At 70.4% G+C, this 22,035-nt stretch carries 21 protein-coding genes and 1 pseudogene; 16 read left to right on the top strand and 6 right to left on the bottom strand.

Annotated elements, in window-relative coordinates; all coding sequences use genetic code 11:
* Positions 1 to 20: 20 nt before the first annotated feature.
* The 3 genes from ACWGJY_RS20845 to ACWGJY_RS20835 all read right to left on the bottom strand — a co-directional run bounded on the left by ACWGJY_RS20845 (position 21) and on the right by ACWGJY_RS20835 (position 3,824).
* On the bottom strand, positions 21 to 683 hold the full coding sequence (locus tag ACWGJY_RS20845) for a hypothetical protein (protein ID WP_453262303.1): 663 nt from the start codon (positions 681 to 683) through the stop codon (positions 21 to 23).
* A gap of 280 nt (positions 684 to 963) precedes the next feature.
* Complete coding sequence (locus ACWGJY_RS20840; protein WP_453262302.1) at positions 964 to 2,013, bottom strand: MurR/RpiR family transcriptional regulator; 1,050 nt, start codon at positions 2,011 to 2,013, stop codon at positions 964 to 966.
* Positions 2,014 to 2,339: 326 nt separating this feature from the next.
* Positions 2,340 to 3,824 carry an aromatic amino acid ammonia-lyase gene (locus ACWGJY_RS20835; RefSeq protein WP_453262355.1) on the bottom strand — a complete coding sequence of 495 codons (1,485 nt, stop codon included), beginning with the start codon at positions 3,822 to 3,824 and terminating at the stop codon, positions 2,340 to 2,342.
* A 194-nt stretch (positions 3,825 to 4,018) separates the two neighbouring features.
* Between ACWGJY_RS20835 and ACWGJY_RS20830 the strand changes: the two genes are divergently transcribed.
* Genes ACWGJY_RS20830 through ACWGJY_RS20815 form a run of 4 tightly spaced genes read left to right on the top strand, consistent with a single transcriptional unit; the run spans position 4,019 to position 7,621 of the window.
* Entirely contained in the window at positions 4,019 to 5,299 is a 1,281-nt protein-coding gene (locus tag ACWGJY_RS20830) for an ABC transporter ATP-binding protein (protein WP_453262301.1), read from the top strand.
* Positions 5,296 to 5,970: an ABC transporter permease gene (locus ACWGJY_RS20825; protein ID WP_453262300.1), complete on the top strand. Its 675-nt coding sequence runs from the start codon at positions 5,296 to 5,298 to the stop codon at positions 5,968 to 5,970. The genes ACWGJY_RS20830 and ACWGJY_RS20825 overlap by 4 nt, the downstream gene beginning before the upstream one ends.
* 7 nt (positions 5,971 to 5,977) lie before the next feature.
* Positions 5,978 to 6,649, top strand: a complete 672-nt coding sequence (locus ACWGJY_RS20820; RefSeq protein ID WP_453262299.1) for an ABC transporter permease — start codon at positions 5,978 to 5,980, stop codon at positions 6,647 to 6,649.
* Between the two features lie 45 nt (positions 6,650 to 6,694).
* Positions 6,695 to 7,621 (top strand): ABC transporter substrate-binding protein, encoded by a 927-nt coding sequence (locus tag ACWGJY_RS20815; protein ID WP_453262298.1) that lies wholly within the window; start codon positions 6,695 to 6,697, stop codon positions 7,619 to 7,621.
* Positions 7,622 to 7,642: 21 nt separating this feature from the next.
* Here ACWGJY_RS20815 and ACWGJY_RS20810 read toward each other — a convergent pair whose 3' ends face one another.
* Positions 7,643 to 7,807 (bottom strand): hypothetical protein, encoded by a 165-nt coding sequence (locus ACWGJY_RS20810; protein ID WP_453262297.1) that lies wholly within the window; start codon positions 7,805 to 7,807, stop codon positions 7,643 to 7,645.
* Complete coding sequence (locus tag ACWGJY_RS20805) at positions 7,804 to 8,841, bottom strand: LacI family DNA-binding transcriptional regulator (RefSeq protein WP_453262296.1); 1,038 nt, start codon at positions 8,839 to 8,841, stop codon at positions 7,804 to 7,806. Before ACWGJY_RS20805 ends, ACWGJY_RS20810 begins: the two co-directional genes overlap by 4 nt.
* 474 nt (positions 8,842 to 9,315) lie before the next feature.
* Here ACWGJY_RS20805 and ACWGJY_RS20800 point away from each other — a divergent pair, with 474 nt between their 5' ends.
* From ACWGJY_RS20800 to ACWGJY_RS20745, 12 genes and pseudogenes are all read left to right on the top strand, one after another.
* On the top strand, positions 9,316 to 10,584 hold the full coding sequence (locus ACWGJY_RS20800) for an MFS transporter (protein WP_453262295.1): 1,269 nt from the start codon (positions 9,316 to 9,318) through the stop codon (positions 10,582 to 10,584).
* Positions 10,585 to 10,626: 42 nt separating this feature from the next.
* Positions 10,627 to 11,223, top strand: coding sequence for a DinB family protein (locus tag ACWGJY_RS20795; RefSeq protein ID WP_453262294.1), 597 nt, complete (start codon positions 10,627 to 10,629; stop codon positions 11,221 to 11,223).
* A gap of 64 nt (positions 11,224 to 11,287) precedes the next feature.
* A pseudogene (locus tag ACWGJY_RS20790) lies at positions 11,288 to 11,461 on the top strand (4Fe-4S dicluster domain-containing protein); the annotation flags it as partial.
* A 69-nt stretch (positions 11,462 to 11,530) separates the two neighbouring features.
* Complete coding sequence (locus tag ACWGJY_RS20785; RefSeq protein WP_453262354.1) at positions 11,531 to 12,487, top strand: Coenzyme F420 hydrogenase/dehydrogenase, beta subunit C-terminal domain; 957 nt, start codon at positions 11,531 to 11,533, stop codon at positions 12,485 to 12,487.
* A gap of 26 nt (positions 12,488 to 12,513) precedes the next feature.
* Positions 12,514 to 13,866: a 3-phosphoshikimate 1-carboxyvinyltransferase gene (locus tag ACWGJY_RS20780; RefSeq protein WP_453262293.1), complete on the top strand. Its 1,353-nt coding sequence runs from the start codon at positions 12,514 to 12,516 to the stop codon at positions 13,864 to 13,866.
* Positions 13,863 to 14,606 carry an SDR family NAD(P)-dependent oxidoreductase gene (locus ACWGJY_RS20775; protein WP_453262292.1) on the top strand — a complete coding sequence of 248 codons (744 nt, stop codon included), beginning with the start codon at positions 13,863 to 13,865 and terminating at the stop codon, positions 14,604 to 14,606. Before ACWGJY_RS20780 ends, ACWGJY_RS20775 begins: the two co-directional genes overlap by 4 nt.
* A complete protein-coding gene (locus ACWGJY_RS20770) occupies positions 14,603 to 15,367 on the top strand; it encodes a creatininase family protein (RefSeq protein WP_453262291.1) in 765 nt (254 codons plus the stop codon). Before ACWGJY_RS20775 ends, ACWGJY_RS20770 begins: the two co-directional genes overlap by 4 nt.
* A complete protein-coding gene (locus tag ACWGJY_RS20765) occupies positions 15,358 to 16,710 on the top strand; it encodes an aspartate aminotransferase family protein (protein WP_453262290.1) in 1,353 nt (450 codons plus the stop codon). The genes ACWGJY_RS20770 and ACWGJY_RS20765 overlap by 10 nt, the downstream gene beginning before the upstream one ends.
* Positions 16,707 to 17,555 carry a PhzF family phenazine biosynthesis protein gene (locus ACWGJY_RS20760; RefSeq protein WP_453262289.1) on the top strand — a complete coding sequence of 283 codons (849 nt, stop codon included), beginning with the start codon at positions 16,707 to 16,709 and terminating at the stop codon, positions 17,553 to 17,555. The genes ACWGJY_RS20765 and ACWGJY_RS20760 overlap by 4 nt, the downstream gene beginning before the upstream one ends.
* Positions 17,552 to 18,772, top strand: a complete 1,221-nt coding sequence (locus ACWGJY_RS20755) for a GNAT family N-acetyltransferase (protein ID WP_453262288.1) — start codon at positions 17,552 to 17,554, stop codon at positions 18,770 to 18,772. Before ACWGJY_RS20760 ends, ACWGJY_RS20755 begins: the two co-directional genes overlap by 4 nt.
* Positions 18,769 to 20,076, top strand: coding sequence for an ATP-grasp domain-containing protein (locus ACWGJY_RS20750; RefSeq protein WP_453262287.1), 1,308 nt, complete (start codon positions 18,769 to 18,771; stop codon positions 20,074 to 20,076). Before ACWGJY_RS20755 ends, ACWGJY_RS20750 begins: the two co-directional genes overlap by 4 nt.
* A complete protein-coding gene (locus ACWGJY_RS20745) occupies positions 20,073 to 21,626 on the top strand; it encodes an ABC transporter substrate-binding protein (protein WP_453262286.1) in 1,554 nt (517 codons plus the stop codon). Before ACWGJY_RS20750 ends, ACWGJY_RS20745 begins: the two co-directional genes overlap by 4 nt.
* An 18-nt stretch (positions 21,627 to 21,644) precedes the next feature.
* Here the strand turns inward: ACWGJY_RS20745 and ACWGJY_RS20740 are convergent, their stop codons facing one another.
* On the bottom strand, positions 21,645 to 21,785 hold the full coding sequence (locus tag ACWGJY_RS20740) for a hypothetical protein (RefSeq protein WP_453262285.1): 141 nt from the start codon (positions 21,783 to 21,785) through the stop codon (positions 21,645 to 21,647).
* Positions 21,786 to 22,035: the final 250 nt, after the last annotated feature.

The raw sequence follows: 22,035 nt of genomic DNA, 5'->3' as shown, positions 1-22,035 counted from the left end.
CCAACCACCCGCCCCACCGGTCATCGGCCGGCCCGTGCTCCCCCGGCCCGTGCTCCCCCGGTCTGCGCCCCGCCGGCCCCCGGCCTGCCGGCTCGCATACCCCCGCCTCGCGCGCCCCCGCCTCGCGCACCGCCGGGCCGCGCGTCCCCAGCGGCCGTCCCGGTCAGGGCGTACCCACTGACCTCCTTGCCCGCCGCCCCGCCCCGCCCGGCGACCTCCGCGCGTACCCACAGCAGCGCCTCGTGCTTCCGCTCCCAGCGGCCCAGCCACAGCGCCTTGCCCCACAGCCCGAGCGCCGCCCCGGCCATCAGCAGCCCGCCGGCCGCCGGCAGCGCGAACGACGAGCCGACCGCCGCCAGGAAGGCGAGCAGCAGCCACCAGCGGTGCGCCCGCCGCCAGACCCGGAGGGTGACCGACCGGTCCTGCAGGATGACGGCCTTCCCGGCACGCGAGGCGCCGCGCGCCAGGGTCGTATACCGGCTGCGCCAGGCCCCGCACACCACCGATGCGGCGATCACGAACAGCGCCGCCCCGGCCGACAGTCCGACCGTCCGCCCGGTCAGCCCCGGCACCAGCACCCCGATGCCCGCGGCCAGCAGCCCCGGCCACCACAGCCAGCCGGCCGGCGCCCGCACCACCACAGCCACCCGCGTCAGCACCGGCGCATACGTCCCCTGCCCCACGACAAACCTCCTCGTCCCGAGACCGCTCCGTCCTGCTCGCCCGGCACACCTGTGCCGGCGGCGGATCGTAGCCAGCCCGGATGAGGATTCCCTGAGACGGCGTGCGGGAGGTGAGCGGGAACGGCCACCGGGACGGCCAGGGGGAGCGGAGTCCGGGCCGTGGCATGCGGCCGCCGTGGCTGCCGTGGCCACCGCGACCACCGTGACCACCGCGACCACCACCCGGACGGATGACCTCCGGCACCGCCGCCCTCGCGCCACGGCACCGCTCCCCGCCCCCTCACTCCACGAAGAGCCCCCGCGCCGCCGCACCCGCGTCGAATTCCTCCAGGCGCGCCTGGGCGTCCGGCAAGGCGTCGCACATCGCTTCCAGCAGGACGCGGCCCAGGAGCATGGGGGCGCAGGCCGTGTCGAAGGCCAGGCCGGTGCCGACGGGGGCCGGGAGGAGCAGGTCGGTGTGGTGGGCGACGGGGGCGAAGGCGCTGTCGGCGACGGTGACGACGGTCAGCCCGGCCGTGCGGGCGTAGTCCAGGGCGTCGACGACCTCGCGAGGGTGGCGGGGCAGGGCGAAGCAGAGCAGGGCGCTCGCGCCGGCCCGGACGGCGGCGTCGACGCGGTCGCTGAGCATGGTGCCGCCCTCGTCCAGGAGGCGGACGTCGGGGTGGACCTTGCGGGCGAAGTAGCTGAAGCCCGCTGCCTGCGCGGTGGCGGCGCGCAGACCGAGAACGGGCAGCGGCCGGGAGGCGGCGAGGAGGCGGCCGGCCTCGGTCACCGGCGTCGGGTCGGCGAAGGCGGCGGCGAGCCGGCGGAGGTTGTCGATCTCCGCCTGGACGGCCTGCTGGTACTCGTTGCAGGAGCCCGTGTCGCCCGGCCTGTCCGCGGGTGCGACCTCGCGCAGATGGCGGCGCAGCGCCGGGTAGCCGTCGAAGCCGAGGGCGACGGCGAAACGGGTGACGGACGGCTGGCTGACGCCGGCCAGTTCGGCCAGTTCGACGCTGGAGAGGAACGGGGCGTCGGCGGCCCGGCGCACCATGCAGTGGGCGATCCGGCGCTGGGTCGGGGTCAGCCGGTGGCCCTCGAAGAGCTTCTGGAGGCGGGCGGCGGTGCCGGTGTCCGCGCCGGCAGCGACGTCACGACCACCGGCAGCATCCGGACCCACGGGATGACGACCACCGGCGGTGTCCAGGCCGGCCGGTGCGTCGGGCGTCCCTTCAGCCCCGCCCTTCGCAGCGTCATCGTGCACACCGCCGTCCATCGCACCGTCGGTGTCCCTCGGCTCGTCGCCGGCCGTGCCGCCGACGCCGCTGCCGTTGTCCCCGTCCCCGCTCATCGCCTCTTCTTCCCGGCCCGGTCGGGGCCTTGTCCTGTGTCAATCGACTGTACGGAATTCCTGGCGTACGGAATTGCCGGTGTCCGGAATTCCCGGTGTCCGGATTGCCGGTTTCGGGAATTGCCGGTGTCGGGAATTGCCGGCCCGGTCCGTTCCGGGTTACGCGCCGCGATCCGCCCGTACGGAATCACCCCCCGGCCCCCCGGCCCCCGGCCCTCGACCCCCGGAGCCACGCGGCACGCCACGCCCCGAGCCCCACGGCACCCACACCCCCCGGTGCCCCACGGAACCCCCACGCCCCCGCCGGGCCCCTACCGGAGCCCGCCTCAGCACTGCGCCAGCCCGTCCAGCAACCTCGCCGCCACCGCCACGTCACCGGTCAGCGGGCGGTCCTCCATCCGCGGGTCGAGGGCGTCGGCGGCGAGGGCATAGGCGGTGGCGAGGGGGAGGTCCGGGTCGGGTTCCAGGGAGCGCATCCGCAAGGCCCGTACGGCGGCGACCAGTTCACAGGCGAGGACCTGGCGGTAGTACGTGCAGGCACGCAGGGTCTGGCGGGCGCCGAGGGAAGCGAAGCTGGCCTGTTCCTCGACGCCGCGGGAGAGGACGGCGTGGCCGAGCGAGGCCGGGTGGGAGACCGCGCGCATCTCGCCGAGCGCCGCGCCGGCCGCGTATTCGAGGATCATCACGCCGGAGCTGGCGGGCGCCGCGTCGCCCAGGAACGGCCGCAGCCGGGTGAAGTCGGGCTCGGAGAGCGCGGCGAGGCGGGCGGTGGACAGCCGGGCGGTCTGCAGCACGGCCAGCCGGAAGGTGTCCAGGGCGAGCACGGCATGGGCGGCGTAGAAGTTGCCGTGGTGGTAGGCGGCCTGGTCCTCGATGCTGATCAGGGGGTTCTCGGCGGCGGCGTTCACCTCGACCGTCAGCACCTCGTCCAGGGTGTCGGCGGCGTCCAGTGCCGGGCCGTGGATCTGCGGGATGCAGCGGAAGCCGTACGGGTCCTGGATACGGCCGAGGGGCGGGGCCGGGCGGGGCGGGACGCCGGAGAGCGCGCGCAGCCGGGCGGCGGCGGCCGCGGAGCCGGGGTGCGGGCGGGCGAGCATGACCGGCTCGGCGAAGGGCTCGTACGAGCCGCCGACCGCGAGGAGGGAGAGCGCCGCGATGGGGAGGGAGGCGGCCAGCAGCCGGCGCAGTTCGTCGAGGGCCAGCGCGGACTGGCCCAGGGTGAGGGCGTTGCTGCTGATCAGCGCCAGGGCGTCGTTGTTGTCGAGGGCGATGGGGGCGGGGACCCGGCCGCCGGGCGCACAGTGCCAGGGGTGTTCGCCGGCCAGCGCGAGTCCGGTCTGCGCGAGGGCGGCCAGGTCGCCGGTGCCGACGGCGCCGTGTTCGTTGACGACGGGGTGGGCGCCGGCGTCCAGGGCGGCCAGGAGGGAGGTGATGACGGCGGGGTTGAGGCCCGCGCCGCCCGCCAGCAGCTGATTGGCGCGGACCGCGAGCATGGCGCGGACCTCGCGGGCGGGCAGCGGATCGCCGATCGCGCCGGCGTGGCTGCGCAGCAGCCGCAGGCCGTGCTCGGCGTCGGCGGCCCCGACGTCTTCCGTGCGGTTGGCGCCGACGCCGGTGCTGCGCCCGTAGACCCGGCCGGTGGCGGCGAGGCGGCGGGCGGTCTCCCAGGACTCCTCGGCGCGGGCGAAGGCCTTGGGGTCGGGCGCCGTGGGGTGGGCGGTGCGCTCCGCGAGGGCGGCGATGCCGGCGGTGCGCAGACCGGTGCCGTCCAGGGTGATGGGCCGGCCGGCACGGGGACCGTTGTCCAGCATGTGGGAAACCAAGGGGCTCAACTCCCTCTTATAACGCGCTTTATGGACAGAAGTCCGACACCTCGTTCCGTACGGTGAGCCGAAGCAACAGGCGGGACAGCAGAGGTAGCAGGCGATTCACTTCTGCCTATTGACTTCTATTCACGTGCCTACGACTCTGCATGACACTATGCAGGCCGGGCAAGGGGCAGCGGATGATCAAGTTCGACGCAGTCAGCAAGCGATACCCGAATGGCACGACCGCCGTGGACGATCTGTCCCTGGACCTGCCCGAGGGCGGTGTCACCGTCCTCGTCGGCTCGTCGGGGTGCGGCAAGACCACCACCCTGCGGATGGTCAACCGCATGGTCGAGCCGACCTCCGGCACGATCAGCGTCGGCGGCCGCGACATCCTGGAGGCGGACGCCGCCGAGCTGCGCCGCGGCATCGGTTATGTGATCCAGCAGTCCGGTCTCTTCCCTCACCGTACGGTCCTGGACAACATCGCGACCGTCCCCCTGCTGCTGGGCTGGGGCAGGCGCAAGGCCCGCGCCCGCGCCGCCGAGCTGCTGGAGCTGGTGGGCCTGCCCGCCGACGCCGGCAAGCGCTATCCGCACCAGCTCTCCGGCGGCCAGCAGCAGCGCGTCGGCGTCGCCCGTGCGCTCGCCGCCGATCCGCCGGTGCTGCTGATGGACGAGCCGTTCGGCGCGGTCGACCCGGTCGTCCGCACCCAGCTGCAGAACGAGCTGCTGCGGCTCCAGGAGGAGCTGCGCAAGACCGTCGTCTTCGTCACCCACGACATCGACGAGGCGGTCCGCCTGGGCGACCGGATCGCGGTCTTCCGCACCGGCGGCCGGCTCGTCCAGTGCGCCGAGCCCGCCGAGCTGCTGGCCCGCCCCGCCGATGACTTCGTCGCCGGCTTCCTGGGCGCCGAGCGCGGGCTCAAGCTGCTCTCGCTCACCAGCCTCGCGGACGTGCCGTACGCACCGGGCCGGGCGATACGCGCGGACGAGCCGGTCAGCGCGATATCCCGCAGCGGCGACCGCTGGCGCCTGGTGACCTCGCCGCGCGGCGAACCGCTGGGCTGGCTGGACGCCGACGCACTGCCCGCCGGCGGAACGGCCGGCGAGGCGCCCCTGGAAGCCGTACGGCCACTGCGCGACACCGACTCGCTGCTCTCGGCGCTCAACGAGGCGGTCTCCTCCCCCGCCGCCGCCGTCGCCCGGGTCTCCGAGGACGGGGTGCTGACCGGCCTCACCTCCCGCGACGCGATCCACGACCGGGCGGGCCGCAGCCACGCGGAGGCCGGCCGGGCGGCGGCCGCCGGGCCCACCGCTCCCGGGACGCCCGGCTCCCGGGACACCGCACCCGAGACGCGCGACTGCGAACACCCCGCACCCCGGCCCCCCGGCTCCGAGCACACCGTTCCCGGGGCCGCCGGCTCCGAGCACACCACGCCGGGCACGACCGCCGCCGCCACGGAGCGCCCCGCATGACCATCGAGTGGGGCTGGTTCCCCGACCATGCCGGTGAAATGGCCCGGCTGACCGCCGATCACCTCGCCACCGCCGTGCCCGCCGTCCTCCTCGGCCTGCTGATCGCCCTGCCGCTGGCGGTCCTCGCCCACCGGGTGCGGCCGCTGCGCGCCGCCATCCTCGGCGCGTCCAACATCCTCTACACCATCCCCTCGCTCGCCTTCTTCGTCCTCCTCCTGCCGGTCACCGGCCTCACCCGCACCACCGCCATCGCCGGCCTGACCGCATACACCCTGGTGGTGCTGGTGCGGAACACCGTCGAGGGCCTGGACGCGGTCCCGGTCAGGGCCCGTGAGGCATCGAAGGCGATGGGGACGAAGCCGCTGCGCACCCTGCTCACCGTCGAGCTGCCGCTCGCCCTCCCGGTGATCATGGCGGGCGTACGGGTCGCCACCGTCATGTCCATCTCCCTGGTCAGCGTGGCGAGTTACATCGGATACGGCGGCCTCGGCCAGCTCTTCACCGACGGCTTCCAGCGCAACTTCCCCACCCCGGTCATCGCCGGGGTGGCCCTGACCCTGCTGCTCGCCCTGGTCGCCGACGCGCTGCTGGTGACCGTCCAGTGGCTGTGCACCCCCTGGCGCCGCGGCACCACCCGGCAGCGCACCTTCAAGTGGCGGAAGGCAGCGTGACGCGCCGATGCTCGAACTCCTGAAGAACCTCGCCTCCTGGCTGACCAGCTCCGCCCAGTGGTCGGGCCCCGAGGGCATCGCCACCCGCATCCTGGAGCACCTGGAGTACTCGGTGCTCGCCACCCTCGCCGCGGCCGTGATCGCGCTGCCGGTCGGTCTGCTCATCGGGCACACCGGCCGCGGCGCCTTCCTCGCCGTCAACCTCTCCTCGTTCGGCCGGGCGCTGCCCACCGTCGGCCTGGTCACCCTGGTGTTCCTGGCCGGCGGGCTGAGCGTGTGGCCGGTGTATGTGTCGCTGGTCGCGCTCGCCGTGCCCGTGATCATCACCAATACGTACGCGGGGATGGCGGCCGTCGACCCCGAGGTCAAGGACGCCGCCAAGGGCGTGGGGCTGCGCGGCCGCCAGATCCTCTGGCAGGTCGAACTCCCGCTCGCCCTGCCGCTGATCATGACCGGCGTGCGGCTGGCGACCGTGCAGGTCGTCGCCACCGCCACCATCGCCGCCTATGTCAGCTTCGGCGGGCTGGGCCGCTATGTCTTCGACGGGCTGGCGCAGCGCGACCTGGTGCAGGTCCTCGGTGGTGCGGTCCTGGTCGCCGTGCTCGCCGTGGCCGCCGACCTGGCTCTGGGCGGCCTGACCCGGCTGCTGTTCCGCGGCCGCCCGGCCACCGCCCGCTGAGCACCTGCCGCCCAGCCCCTACGTACGTCCCGAGGAGCCCCGCCCATGAACCGTCGTACCGTCCTGACCACTCTCCTCGCCGGCGCCTCGGCCCCGCTGCTGGCCGCCTGTTCCTCCGGCATCACCTCCCTCAAGGGGGACGGCGCCGGCGGCGACAGCGGCAGCAGCAGCGGCGGACTGGTCATCGGCACCGCCAACTTCACCGAGAACCAGGTTCTCGGCTACCTCTACGCGGGCGCGCTGAACGCCGCCGGGGTCAAGACCACCGTCAAGCCGAACCTCGGCTCCCGCGAGATCGTGGTCCCCGCGCTGCGCTCCGGCGATATCGACCTGCTCCCCGAATACCAGGGCAGCCTGCTGCTCTATCTCGACAAGAAGGCCACCGAGACCGAGGCGGGCGCGATGCAGAACGCGCTGGCCGCGGTGCTGCCCGACGGCCTCGAAGTCCTCCCGTACGCGGCCGCCGAGGACCGCGACAGCTTCGCCGTGACCCGCGCGACCGCCGACCGCTACGGCCTCAAGACGCTCGCCGATCTGCGCAAGGTCAACGGCAAGCTGATCTTCGGCGCGGCCGCGGAGATGAAGAAGCGGGTCGTCGGGGTCGTCGGCCTCAAGGAGCAGTACGGCGTGGAATTCAAGGAGTTCAAGGCGCTCGACTCGTCCGGGCCGCTGGTCAAGGGCGCGCTGAAGAAGGGCGACATCGATATCGGCAATGTCTTCACCACCGATGTCGACACCGCGGAGAACGGCTGGGTGCTGCTCGAAGACCCCAAGCACCTCATCCCCGCCCAGCACATCGTCCCGCTGATCGCCGCCCGCAAGGCCGACTCCAAGGTCCGCAAGGCCCTCGCCCGGCTCGGCAACACCCTCACCACCGCCGACCTCACCGAACTCAACCGCCTCGTCGACAAGGAGAAGCAGGACCCGGACCGGGTGGCGGCTGCCTGGCTGAAGAAGCACAAGCTGGACTGAGGCCCCTGCGCGGCCCCCGCCTCACGCGGGCGGCGGGCCGCCGTAGTGGCGCGGCAGTCCGAACAGCGGGAACAGCCGCTCGGTGTCCGGCAACGGGAACAGCCGCTCGGTGTCCAGGAAAGCACTGCAGCGCGGCGCACCGCGGAAGACGGGCCGGAACACGCCCGGCGGCTGTCCGGCGCTCATCCCCGCGGCTCCGCCGCCGACCCGCGCTCCGACAGGCGCGGGGCGCACAGGATGCGTTTGCGGCGGACCCGGCGGCCCTCGATGGCGGCGACCGCGAGCCGGGCGGCCTCCTTGGCGATGTCGTTCAGGCCCCAGTCGACGGTGGTCAGGGGCGGGGTGAGGACCCGGGAGACGGGGTGGTCGTCGAAGCCGACGACGGAGAGGTCACGGCCGACGGTGAGGGAGGCCTCGGCGGCGGCCGCGTAGACGCCGTAGGCGATGGAGTCGGAGAAGCAGAAGACGGCGGTGGGCGGGGCGAGACCGGCGGGCCGGCGGCCGTCCGGGCTGTTGACCAGGACACGGCGGGCCATCGCCGTCGCCTCGCCCAACTCCTGCGGACAGGGCAGGACTTCGACCTCGATCCCGAGACGGTCGGCGGCCTCGCGCACATAGACGTCGGCGGGACGGTCGGGGGTGGAGGGGCCGGTGGGGGTCAGTACGGTGACCCGGCGGTGGCCCAGACCGCGGAGGTAGTCCAGGACGGCGTCGATGGCGGCGCGGTTGTCGAAGAGCACCTCCCCGGCCGTACGGGCCCGGCTCAGGGCGTCACCGATGGAGACCACCGGCACCGCGTCAGCGATCTTCGACCAGCCCTCGGCGGACGGATCGACGGGGGAGACCAGGAGGCCGTCCACCCGCTGGTCGCGCAGCTGCTTGGCGAGGGACAGCTCGCGCACGGGGTCGCCGCCCGCGTCGAGGATCAGCGCATAGCGGTCACCCGCCAGCAGCTCGCGCCCTATCGCCGCCATCAGCTGCTGCTGCCACAGGTCCTGCAGATCACCGGCGAGCACCCCGACCGTGCTCGTACGGCCGCTGGCGAGGGCGCGGGCGATCGGGTCGGCCTCGTAACCGAGGTCCGCGGCGGCCTTGCGCACCCGCTCCTCGGTCTCCTTGGAGACATGTTTGCCGCGCAGTGCGTAGGAGACGGCCGCGGTGGAGAGGCCGGTGGCCTCGGCCACCTCGCGGAGGGTGGTGCGCTTATTGGGCCTGGCCATGTCCGGAAGCCTACCCAAGGAGGGCACCGCACCCGGTCACGATGCGGCGGCCCGAGGCGGCGATCCTCAGGGCTCGGACACGCCCCCCGGACGGCGCGGTGAGCCTGCCGACCACAACGTGTGCCGACGAAAAATTCCGAGGCAATCGTATGCGTACAAATTTAGCCAGTATTTTCGGCCACCCTTCGTGTATCACACGCCGCACCCTTCCGTTACGCGCAGTAACCGCTCGGCAAAATACGCAGCATTCGGCATAACCTCCGACGATCAACCGTAATGCGGCGGCAAAACCCTCTGCCCGCGTCTCACATGTTGAGACGGCCCTTGAATGAGATCGGTGGTACTGGCAAGAATCTTGGGCGCGGGGCTAATTGCCTTGCTGTTCAGCGTGATTGACAGCAGTCCGGCTCAAGCTGAGAGGTACACCTTGCACATCCCTGGCATACGCACTTTTCAGACGCCACTTCGGGCCCGATGAGCAGGTTACGCGCAGAACAGGCAATTCCTGTCTATCTCGCCGGTTTCACCCTCACTAATATCGGAGTCGGCGGATTCACACTAGCAGTGGGCCTGGCCTTCTACGAAAAAACCGAAAGTGCCGCCACTTTCGGACTCTTAGTGGCCCTCGAGTATGCAATCGGATTCGTCGGCCAACTCGTCGGCGGCAGTGTCCTCGATCGCTACAGCACGCTTGGCGTGGCATTGCTCACGAACTCCGTGCGTTGTTTATCCGTGCTCCTCGGCGGCCTGTTCCTGTTATTGACCGACACGCAGTTGCCGCTGATGATTGCTTTCGTCATCTCGGCGTTCATTCGCCCGCAGTATCGTTCAGCTAGTTTTGTGCTGTCCCGACAGGTATCGCCCCTGTCGGAGCTCAAGCGCATCAACGCCTTGCGTGCGGCCTTCCTCCCGGCAGCGAAGCTGACGGGTCTGGGCATCGTTGCCCTGTTGGCGGCGTTCTTTTCGAGCGGTGTGGTCCTGTGCGTGCTGACCGTCTTCTTCTTCGTCGGGACACTTGGGTTCGCCGCCCTCAAAGAGTTGCCGGGTGGCGGCCCTGAGAGCGGGCCCGACGACCCCTCGGCCCGTCCGGCCAGCCTTACCGAGAGCTGGCAACAGCTGGGACGGGCCCTCAAGACCGTGCCGGGCCTCTGTGTGCATCTGGTCCTGAGCGGAATGCCGGCAACCATCGCGGCTCTCGCCGCAGTGCTGGTCGCGCCCGTCAACCACTGGGCGCACGGGGGGGCATATGGCATTGCCGTTCTGGACGGCGGTGTCGCCGTCGGCGCGCTGTGCTCAATCACCCTCGCCCGTCGGCTCGCCACACGCACCTATCTGGTGGGCGTCGCCTGCGCCGTGTCGGTGGCGGCCCTGCTCATGCTTACGGCGGGTTCCACCTTGTGGGTCGCGGGCCTTTCCTTCTGGCTGCTGGGCGTCGCCACCACGCTCGGCGCTACCACCTTGGACACATTCCTTCAGATGCGTGCCGCGGAGGGGATCCTTGGCCGGCTGTTCATCACGCAGGAATTTTCCATCTCCGTCACCGCGGTCGCCCTTCTGCCATTGTCCGGAGAGTTCGCGAGCAACCGCGGGATACCGTTCACCGCTTTGGTGTACGCCTCTGTCGCCGCCTGTTATCTCGTCATTTTCCTCGCCTCGACTTTCCTTCTGCGGCAGCGTCTTTTCGGTGACCGCGTCGATCTGAAGCGTGACGGGGACGCACACAACGAGACCGTTCCTGCCTGACTCCTCATTCTTCGGTTCCCTTCATTCGGAGGCCACCCCACCATGCCTTCCATCGACTGGGCCAGCGCGCTCGATCGACTCTTTGAGAATTCACAGGACCAGGAAGTTCGCTCCTGGGCAGAACACCAGATCTCGCTCGATTTCTGCACTCCTGGCCAACGTCGAGCCTATGAGTTGCTGACTGCCGGTGAAGGCGTCCTGGAACTCCTTGACGCGGCTCCCGCAACTGCCCGAAAGCTGGTGAAGTCCGTTCCGGCGCACAAGCTCACGGTCGCGCCGAGTGACGGTGAATGGAACGCAATGCAGATCGTTCACCATCTGGCGGACAATGAAGCCGTCAACGCTGTTCGTATACGATCTATTCTCACCGAGGACACGCCGGAAATTTTCGGCTATGACTCGGATCCCTGGTCCAGGTTCTTCAGCGTGGAGCCGGCGGAAGACGCGCTGGAGCGATTCGCGGTGTCGCGCCGGAACACCGTCGCACTGGTCCGTTCACTCAGTTCTCAGGATCTCGATCGCAAAGGTGTCCTCTCCTACCGGGGAGCCGAATCGCTGCGCGTCCTCCTAGCAGTCCTGGCCGGACACGACCGCGATCACCTGGATCAATTGCGCGACACCCTGGCCGCGGCCGAATGATGCCGCCCTCGGCGCCGACCGTTCGGAGCCCTTCACCGCCTGAGCTACCGATTGGGTTCTTCTGATGACCTTCGCTGAGCTACGCGACAGCGTGTTAACCGCCGGCCTCTGTGCCAATTGCGGTGCGTGCGCCGCCGTTTGCCCGGAAAACGTCCTTGCCATCTCCCCCGACCAGCCGACTCCCACTCCCGCCCCGGGTGCCGCCGAGGACGTCTGCGGGACGTGCTCGCTGTGCACCGACGTGTGCCCCGGCCGCGACACTGCGGTTCCTGAGTCCGAACAGCGTCTCTTCGGCCGGACGAGGAAGGTGGAGGAACGCTGGACCGGCATCGTCCGCAACACCTACTCCGCGCAGGCGTCCGAGCCCCGGGTCAAGGAAGCCGCTTCGGCGGGCGGGGCCGCCACCGCGCTGCTCGTCTCCGCCCTCAATCGCGGTGAGATCGACGCCGCGTTGGTCGTGGGCCGGGACGCGGAGCGCCCGTGGGTGCCAGAACCCAAACTCGCGACCACGGTGGAGGAGATCGTCTCCTGCGCACAGGCCAGTTACTGCATCACCCCCAACCTGCAGATCCTCCGGGACACGCCCTACGAACGGATCGGTGTCGTCGGTCTCGCCTGCCAGATCGAAGCGATCAACCGTATGCGCAACCTTCCGGAGCCACTCGAGACAGCCGAACGCATCGCCTTCACCGTGGAGATCGGCTGCGCGTCGAACACTCGTCGCGAGGGCACGGAGTATCTGATCGAGGAGCGTCTGGGGCTCCCGCTGGTCGAGGTCACGGGCATGAAGTACCGGGCGGGCGAGTACCCCGGCGAGTTCACCGTCTGGGACCGCGAGAGTGACCGCCACTCCCTCCCGTTCCACGAACTGGTCGTAGATTTCAAGAAGTTCAAGACGTTCCGCTGCCTGGCCTGCCCCGACTGGTGGAGTGGACTGGCCGACGTCTCGATCGCGGACGGCGATCCCAACATCTTCCGGACCAGCCGCGACACCCGGCGGACCGAGAAGGCGTCACTGCTCATCACCCGGACCGACCGCGGCCAAGCGCTGGTCGACGAGGCGGTCAGTAACGGGGACCTGCGGATCACCAAGGAGACCTTCATCCCTGAAGAGAGCCTGGGGCTTCAGCGGAAGCGGCATCGCTACACCAGCTACGCGCAGCAGCAGCCCGGTCGCGTGCCCCACCCGCCCGTCGCCGGCGAACGGCTGGAGCGACCGCTGGACGACGACGAACTGATCGAGTCGATGAGCAGGCACCAATGACAGTTGCGACTTCGCACGAGCCGCTCATGTCTCAGCTGTTCGGCCCCACCGGGCAGCTCGCGGACCGGATCCGCGTACACGTCCCGCACGCCCCGGACTACAGGCAATGGGACCTCACCCCGCATCCGGACAAGGCAATCAGCCAGCGCGCCACGCTGCTCGCCGCTCTGGCCCACGGCACCTCCCGGATCCGCGGTCTCGCCAACTGCCGGGACATACGCGCCAACCTGCGCGCGTTGACCTCGCTGGGTGTCGGGATCCGGGCCACCGGTCCCGCCACGGCGGAGATCACCGGCCGGGCCCTGGAGGGGCTGCGGGGCTCGGGTCTGGTCCTGGACACCGGGAACAGTGCGACGACGTCGCGGCTGCTGCTGGCGATCCTGGCAGGCAGCGGAGCGGACTGCACGGTCACCGGCAACGAACTGTTGCGCGCGCGTCCCATGGCGGAGGTTGTCCAGCCGCTGCGGGAGCTCGGCGCCGACCTCACCGAACTGGGGGAGCCGGGACGGCTACCGGTCCGGGTGCGCGGCAGCCGGCTGAGCGGGGGCACGGTCGACGTTGCGGTGGACTCCGCCCAGCCGGTGTCGGCCTTGCTTTTCGCCGGCTCACAGGCATCCGGGCCGGTGCGCATCACCCGTCGTACTCCGGCAAGGGACCACACTGAGCGCCTCCTGCGCTGGACCGGCGTGCCGGTGACGGAGAGCGATACCGAACTGCTTGTCACCCCGGCCCGGCCACGTGCGTTCGAGTTCGCCGTACCCGGAGACCCGTCGGGTGCCGCTCTGCTCACCGCACTGCACCTGGCCTCGCCGCAGGCGGGCCAGGAGCTGACGCTGCGCCGGGTCGGCGTGAATCCACGCCGGACGGGATTCCTGCGCATCCTGCGCACCATGGGCGTCCAGGTCCGTGAACTGCCGGTGTCCGACGACGGCCCGGAGCCGGTGGCTGACCTCGTCGTCAGCCTGCCGACGGGCCTCACCGGTACCGAGGTCGCCGGGCCGCGGCTGGTGCAGAGCGCCATCGACGAACTGCCTTTGGTTGCCGCGCTCGCCACGGCTGTCACAGGCCGCACCGTCATCCGCGACGCGAGCGAGATGCGGGGCAAGGACACCGACCGGATCGCCACGACGGTCCGACTGCTACACGACTTCGGGGCGCGGGCCGAAGCCACGGCCGACGGCCTGGTCGTCGAACCCCACCGGCCGACGGCGCCGCGCCACGTCAGCCTTCCGCCTGACCACCGGGTGGTCTTCGCGGCGTTCGTCCTGGCCCTGCTCTCGGGTGGAGTCACGGAACTGCGGGGGGTCTCCTCCGCGGCCACGTCGCATCCCGGCGCCCTCGATGATTTCGCCCGCTACGTCCCCGTGGATGTGCTGTGACTGCGCAGACGGCTGAAAACGATCGCGGCCGGTACTCGGTGGTCAGCGGAGGCTCCGGATTCCTGGGCTCGGCAGTGACGCAGCGGCTGCTGGCCGAAGGACACCATGTAGTGGTCCTCGACCGCACGCCTCCCCGGCATGCTGCGGCCGCCTCGATCGAGGTCGATCTGGCCGACGAGAACGCACTGGAGAAGGCCCTCGACCGGCTGCTGGCGGAGCGCGGCGCGCCTGCCGGCCTGGTGATGTGCCACGGCTGGTCACCCAAGGCAGCGGACGGCTCCATGATCCCGGAGAGCGAGGTTCCGGCCGAGTTGTTCCGACGGGTCCTGGACACCAATCTGACGAGCTGCTTCCTGTTGCTGCGGACGCTGGTCCCAGCCATGGCGGCCGCCGGCTCCGGACGGGTGGTGGCGGTCGGCTCAGCCGCCGGGCACACCGGCAGAACCACGGCCGGATCGGCGTACGCAGCGGCGAAGGCGGGCGTTGCGGCCCTGGTGCGCACGTTCGGTGTGCGCTACGCACACCAGGGCGTCCTGATCAACGACGTGTCACCGGGCAAGATCGCCAACCCGCACTGGCCGGACTCGCCGCAGGCCATCGCCCGCTACCGACAGGAGATACCGGTCGGCCGACTGGCCGAGGCGGCGGAGGTGGCCGAGGCGATCTCCTTCCTGCTCTCCCCACTCAACAGCTACATCACGGGTCAGACCGTGATCGTCGACGGAGGACGACTGTCGTGACGACGACTTCAGCAGACCCCACCCGGCTCGAGGACCTGTCCTGGACAGAGTTCGCCGACCGGGCACCCGGGGTTCCCTACTGGCTGCTGGTCACCGGTAGCACCGAGCAGCATGGACCGCACCTCCCGCTCGCCGCGGACACCCTGGTGGTGGAACGGCTCGCGGAGTTTTCCTCCGCCGAGCACGGCGCAGTGATCCTGGGCAGCGTGCGCACAGGTGTGCTGCACGCGTTCCAGGACTGGCCCGGCAGCCAGCGCGTCCCCGCCTCGGTACTGACCGGACAGGTGGAGGCCATGGCCCAGACCGTGGTGCCCTACAGCAACCGGCTATTGATCCTCAACGGGCACGACGAGAACCACGAGCCCCTGCTGGTCGCCGCCCGGTCGCTGGTGGAACGGCATGGCACCGATGTCGTCGTCGTCGAGTGGGCGCAGCTGGTCAGTGACGTCATCCGCGAAGTGTCGGACTCCACCAACGAGTCGCACGGCGGGGAGGGCCTCACCTCAGTGTTCCTGCACTGGTATCCGGAGCGGGTGCGTACCGACCGGGTAGCCGCGGGCACCTTGCCGAGCGGCGACCTGACCCGGGATGACCTGCATGTCAGCAAGCGCGCCCACCATGTGGTGCGGTTCCGCCCTGAGGACGTGCCGTCCGGGGTGCTCGGAGATCCACGCGCCGCCACCGCGGAGAAGGGCAAGGCCATCACCGAGGCCCTCGTCTCCCGGGTGGAAGCATTGGTCAAGGAGCGCGGATGGATCTGATCACCACTGCCGCAGACACGGCGCCCACCGCGCCGGAACCCGCCGCGGGGCGCACCCTGGACACGTTGGTACGCCGGGAAAGTCCTTCTATGGCACACACCATCCGCTCCGACATCGGCATCGCCTTGACACGCGCTCAGGGCTGCACTGTATGGGGCGAGGACGGGCGGCAGTACCTCGATCTCACCGCGGGATCGGGCGTCCTCGCGCTGGGACACGGGCACCCTTCGGTTCTGTCGGCGATGCAGGAGCAGCTGGCCTCCTTCGCGCACGGCGGCTGGCAGTATGGCTGCCCGGCGCGCGCCGACCTGGCGGAGCGGCTCGCCCCGTTGCTGCCCTGGGACGATCCCGTCCTGCTGTGGTGCACCACCGGGTCCGAGGCCGTGGAGGCCGCCCTGAAGGTGGCGCGCGCCGCGACTGGCCGACGTCAGATCCTTGGTTTCCTCGGGGGCTACCACGGCAAGACCGCAGGTGCGCTGACCGTGACCGGCAACGCCGGCTTCCGTTCGGGGGTCACAGAGATCCCCGTGGCCGGACTGTCCCTGCCGTACTCCGCTGCGCCCGGTTACGTACCGCCTGGAGCGGCCCCTGAGCCGGGCCACGACTTCGGCCAACGCATCCTGGAACACCCTGATTTCGGCGCGGGCGACGTGGCGGGCCTGATCGTGGAGACGGTCCAGGGTGCCGGCGGTATGCAGGCCGCCGCTCCGGGGCTGCTCTCCGAGGTGCGCGACTTCACCGCACGGCATGGCATGTTGCTGATCGTCGACGAGATCTTCACCGGATTCGGCCGCACCGGGGCGATGTTCGGCTTCGAGCATGAGGACGTCGTGCCGGATCTCCTCGTGCTGGGCAAGGCACTGGGCGGCGGACTGCCGGTCTCGCTGGTCGCCGGGCCTCGGGAACTGCTCCAGGCCATCCCGCCGCTGCGCCAGACCAGTACATTCTCCGCGAACCCTGTCGCCTGCGCCGCAGGCTCGGTGGTCATCGACACGCTGCTCGGCGAGCAACTGCCGCAGCGCGCCGCCGTGCTGGGCAACGTTCTGGTGGGGGCTGTGGGCGGCCTCGGTGTTCCGGAGGTGCGTGTGGAGACGATCGGGCGCGGTCTGATGACCGGGGTCCGGGTCGCGGCAGCGCCTGGCGGTGACCGGGGGGCCTTCACCCGGTCCGTGGTCCGCCGGATGCGGGAGCTCGGTGTGCTTGCCTTGCGTGGCGGTGCGGACGGCGCGGTCGTCAAGTGGACCCCGCCCCTGACCATCTCGGAGGACGAGTTGCTGCGCTCCGTCTCCGTTCTGGCCGAGGCCCTGACAGCGGAGGCGGCCGCGGCACGGAGCGACGGATGATCCCCGGGACGGACCAGTCGGCCGGACCGCTGAATGGTGAAACGTGGTGGGGCCGGGTCTTCGCACGCGGAACGACCGGCGGCAACCACACCGTGGTGGTCCCGCCTGGGCTGCCCGTCGCCGACCTGGCAACCTCGGCCGAGGTGCTGGGCGTGCCGGACACGGCGTTCATCACCTCGGTCGACTCCGGCAGTGTGGTGCTGCGCACCTTCTCGCCCGCCGAGGAGCTCGGGCAGTGTCTGCAGACCTCGCTGGCCGTGCTGACCGCCCTGGACGTGCCGGACCGCACACCCTGGTGCGTACGGCACGAGCGCGGCGAGCAGTTGGTGGTCCACCGCGAGGGCCCCATCAGCTGGGCCCGTCACGTGGACACCGGGCCGCCCGAACTGGAGAAGACCGACTGGCCGCACTTCGTCCACGCGGATCCGGCGTACTCGGCAGAGCCGGTGATCATCCGTCAGTCCCGCAGCCGGATCCAGCTGCGCTGCGCGGACGCCGGCCAGCTCACGGCCATCCGGATCGACGCGGAAGACGTCCTGGAACTGTGTGCCAGGACGCGGACCAACGGCCTGGTGCTATCGGCGCCCGACGGCACCGATGAGTGGCGCGTACGGGTCTTTACCACGTCCCTGTCGGGCGCGGAGGACAGCGCGACCGGAGGGGCGGTTCTGGGGGTCGGGGCTCTGGCGGCGCTGGACGGCATCCGCGGCGACATCCGTGTCCGCCAGGGGCCCCAGGACCCGACGCGGCAAGGCCATCTGCTCCTGCGCATCATGGACGACGGCGCTGTGCTGCTGGGTGGTGAGGTCACATCCCTGCTCTCCGGAAGGCTGATGCTTCCATGACCCCTGCCGCGCTGTTCACCACACGGGTCCACCACAGCGTGGACGATCTTCCGCTGGATGCGCTCGAACCGCTCCTCGCCTCGGGGACGCTGTACGACTCACCCGCGTGGCTGCGCTACTGCGAGGCATCCTCGGGCGGCCTGCTGCGGCACATCACTCTGGAGGACGAGCGAGGCCGAACGGTGGGCCTGGCCTCCCTGCGCGTCGTACGCGACGACCAGGTGATGTCGCTCTACAACCTCCAGGCGCTCCTCGACGGCCCGGCCACGGACGCCGGGCCGGCCGGGAAGGCCCGGCCGGACACCGGCACAGCGCCCGGCTCCACCCCGCTGTTCCCCAGCGCCGTTGCAGCGGTGTCCGGCGCTCACTGCGTGCTGCTGACCGACCCCGAGGCAGATGCCGCGCTGCGCTCGGCCCAGCGCGGCGCGTTGGCACGTGCGGCCGTGGAGTTGGCCGAGGCGGAGGGCTGCGTCGCGACGGGATTCCTCTATCTCGCCGAGGACGCGGCCCAGGACCTCGCCGACGCGCTGGGCACCCCAGCCCCCTTCCTTGTTGCCGCGCAGACCGAACTGGTCGGCGGCTGGCCCGACTTCGAGCACTACCTCGCAACGCTGAGCACCTCGCGGCGCGGCATGGTCCGGCGAGAGCGCAGACAGTTCGCCAAGGGAGGAATCACCACACGTGTCCTGTACGGCACCCAGGACCTGGACGAGGCCACGGCACAACTGCAACTGAGGCTGCGGGAACGCTACGGCGTCGCGGGGACGGTCGAGTCCATCCTGCGCGACTACGCCCAGTTGCGTGCCACCGTGGAAGACCGGGTGCGCGTCTTCGTGTGTGAACAGGACGGGCAGCCCATCGGCATGAGCCTCGGCCTGGTAGACGGCGAACGGCTGTACATGCGCCTCGCGGGCTTCGACTACTCCGCGACTGACACCAGGTTCACGTATTTCAACGCCGTGTACTACGAGCCGATCCTGTGGGGCATCGAGCACGGGATCAAGCGCTACTTCTTCAGCAGCGGCACCTACGACGCCAAGCTCGCCCGCGGTTGCACACCAGTCCTGCTGTACGGAGTCGTCCACTGGCCCGCCCCGCTGCGCGAGCGAGCGGCACTCCGCCTCGCGGCCCGAGAGGCGTCCCTGCGCTCGGAACTCGGACTGCCGGAATCGCCCTCGGCGGGCGGTCGGGACCTCAAGGAAGGAGCAGCTCGATGACCAAGCCTCCCCTCGTGATAGCCGATGCACCGGGCGGACCTCATCCGTCCCTCTATCTGCCCTCACTGCTCGACGAGTTCGCCGTCCACGTGGTCTGGCTCGACGTGGAACCGGCAGTGGCCCGCGAACGGCGGGTCGCCGCCCTGCGGGCAGTCGAAGACGCAGGCGGCACGCTCGTTGCGGTAGACACGCCGCAGGATGTTCCTCGGGCACTGACCGACCTGGTGGACGCCGGCGGCGCAGCCGGCGTGCTCGCCTTCAGCGAGCGCGTGGTGCACCTGGCCCAGCGCGTCGCCCACGGTGCCGGTCTCCCTGCCAACCCACCGGACGTCCTCGATGCCCTGCAGGACAAGCGGCGGCAGCGCGCCCGGCTGCGGGGTGGCGGGCTGCCCACACCGGCGGTCTTCGAACTGCACTCCGAGCAAGACGTGGCGGACGCCGCGGCCTCCTGCACATTTCCCGCCGTACTGAAACCGTCGGTCGGCATGGGAAGCTCGACCACGTTCCGCATCCCGCGCGCGACAGTGCTGGCGGACGTCTGGCGGCGGGCCCGCGACCTCGCGCTCGCCGACTCCCGGATCGCGCACCACCGGCCGGTCATGCTGCTGGAGGAGGAACTGGTCGGCGACCCTGAGCAGGCGGACGGGAAACTGGGGGACTACCTGTCCGTAGAGGCGCTGGTGGTGGACGGCGAAGTCCATGTCCTGGCGGTCTCCGACAAGCTGCCGCTCTCCCCTCCATACCGCGAGAACGGCCACATCCTCCCGGCCCTCCGACCGGAGGCGGACCACGCCGACACGGTCGCACACGTGCGCGCAGCGCACGAAGCCCTGGGCGTGCGGTTCGGCGCGACACACACCGAGGTGAAGCTCACCGCGGACGGTCCTCGCATCATTGAGGTGAACGGCCGGGTCGGCGGCAGCGTCCCCGAACAGCTGCTGCTGGCCGCCGACTACGACTTGCCACTCAACCTGGCCCGGCTCTCCGTCGGCCGTACTCCGCGGACCGAGGTCACATGCCGGCGCTGGTCGGCGTACCTGACGCCCCAGCCCCCCGACGGCCGCCACCTCATCGACGTGGCTCCGGACGCCGAGACACTCCGGGCCGTGCCTGGGATCCGCAGCGTCTATCACGTCGCCGCCCGCAACTCGGTGGTGGATTCCGCCGCCGGCACAGCGAGCAATCTCGTCCGCGTGGTGTCCGTGGCCGACACCCCGGAGGAGATCTTCGCCCTCGCAAGACAACTGGCTGCTCCGGAAATGTTCAAGCTCCGCCCGGAAACCACAAAAGGACACACTCGATGACCGTCACCACAACAGATCCGGACCACGAGGCCGCAGCTCCCTCGCGGGTGAGGGTCTTCATCGGAGAACCCTCCTCGATCGACCCCTGCAACGGATTCGAGCACGACGGCGCCCTCCTGCTCAGGTTCCTCGCCGATCCCCTGCTGGACTACGACCCCGGCACGGGCGAACCGCGACCGGCGGCGGCCGAGCACTGGGAGGTGTCGGCGGACGGCACCCAGGTCGACTTTCACCTGCGCCCCGGCGTCCGCTTCCACCACGGCCGTGAGGTGACCGCAGCAGACTACGTGTACTCCCTGTCCCGGGTCGTACGGCCCGAGACCGGTTCGAAGCTCGCCTACCACCTGGCCTGCGTCCAGGGCTACGAGGAGGTGCGCTCGGGCCGGGCCCGCACCCTGGACGGCGTGACCGCGCCGGCCCCGCGCCACCTCAGGATCCGGCTCGTGCATCCCTTCCACGAGATCCCGACGGTCTTCGGCCACCGGGTGACCGCCGCGGTCCCCGCAGAACTCGCCGAGGGCGACCCCGAAGCCTTCCGTGTCCACCCGGTCAGCACCGGCCCGTATCGCATCGCCGACCCGTGGGTCCCTGGTAGCGGCCTGGCCCTGGAGCAGTTCGACGGCTATCACGCGCGCAACGCGGCCTTCCCCGACGGCGGCGGCGGACACCTCGACCGGCTCGAGTTCCGCATCTACGAGGAACTGGAGGACGCTTACCAGGACTGGCACCGCGGCGACCTCGACGTGGTCAAGGTCCCGCCCGCCCGGATTCCCGATGCCCTGTCCCTGGAAGAGCGCTTCCGCCGGACGCCCTGCGCGCTCATGCAGTACCTCGGCTTCCCCGTAGACATAGAGCCGTTTGACAACCCTGTGGTACGTCGTGCCGTTGCCATGGCCGTCGACCGGCAGGCCGTCATCGACTCGGCGTTCAGTGGTACCCGGCCGATCGCCCAGCGCATACTGCCGCCTGCCCTGCGCGGTGACGACGACGCGGACCTCACGGGCGTCCGCTACGACCCCGTCTTCGCGCGCGCACTGCTCGACGAGCACGGCATCGCCCCCGTCACGACCGACTTCACGTACAACGCAGGTCTCGGCCACGACAGTTGGGTGGCCGCCGTGGTGGAGCAACTCAACTCGGCTCTGGGCTGGAGCGTGACTCCGCGCCCGATGGCCTGGCCCGAGTTCCTGGCCTGGCTGGGTCACGCGGACACGTTGTTCCGCATGACCTGGGCGATCGACTATCCGTCCGTCGACAACTTCCTGTACCCCCTCTTCCATTCGGCATCGATCGGCGACGACAACTTCACTCGCTACCACAACACAGACGTGGACGGTCTCATAGAAAAGGCCCGTGCCACCGCCGACGCTGCAGAGCGCCACGCCCTCTACCGCGAGGCCGAGGGCAGAATCTGCGACGACCTTCCTTTGCTGCCTCTCTGGTTCGGCGTCCAGTACCACTTGGTGAATCTCGAACGCTTCCGGATTGAGGGACCGGTGGTGGACATGTTCGGGGAACCCGTACTGCGCCTGTTCCGGCCGCAGCCCTGATGTCCGGTGCCGACATGACTACACCTGATAACCGAAAGGAGTGGACATGCCCGACGTGATCAATGCGGTCAGTGCGGTCAGTGCGGTCAGTGCGGTCAGTGCGGTCAGTGCGGTCAGTGCGGTCAGTGCGGTCAGTGCGGTCAGTGCATCGGACGACATGACCGATACGCTGCATGCATATATGCCGCTCGACCGCCAGAAGCGTCCTGTCCGGACACGCTCGGCTGAACGTGCAGACGATCTCCTCTTCAAGGTTCGTTTCGGTATGCGGTCCGAGCCGCGCACAGGTTCAGTTCTGACTTGACCCGAGCTTCTTGAAGTGCTCTCCCGGCTGAAGCCGGGAGATTCCTGCTTACCTTGCGGCAGCGGGCTCGACGCGCTTCGCGCGCCTGACGACTGCCCTCCCGGC

Source organism: Streptomyces sp. NPDC054765, assembly GCF_053612065.1.
Note: the sequence above shows the minus strand (reverse complement) of the source record. Positions and strands in the feature narration are given on the sequence as shown.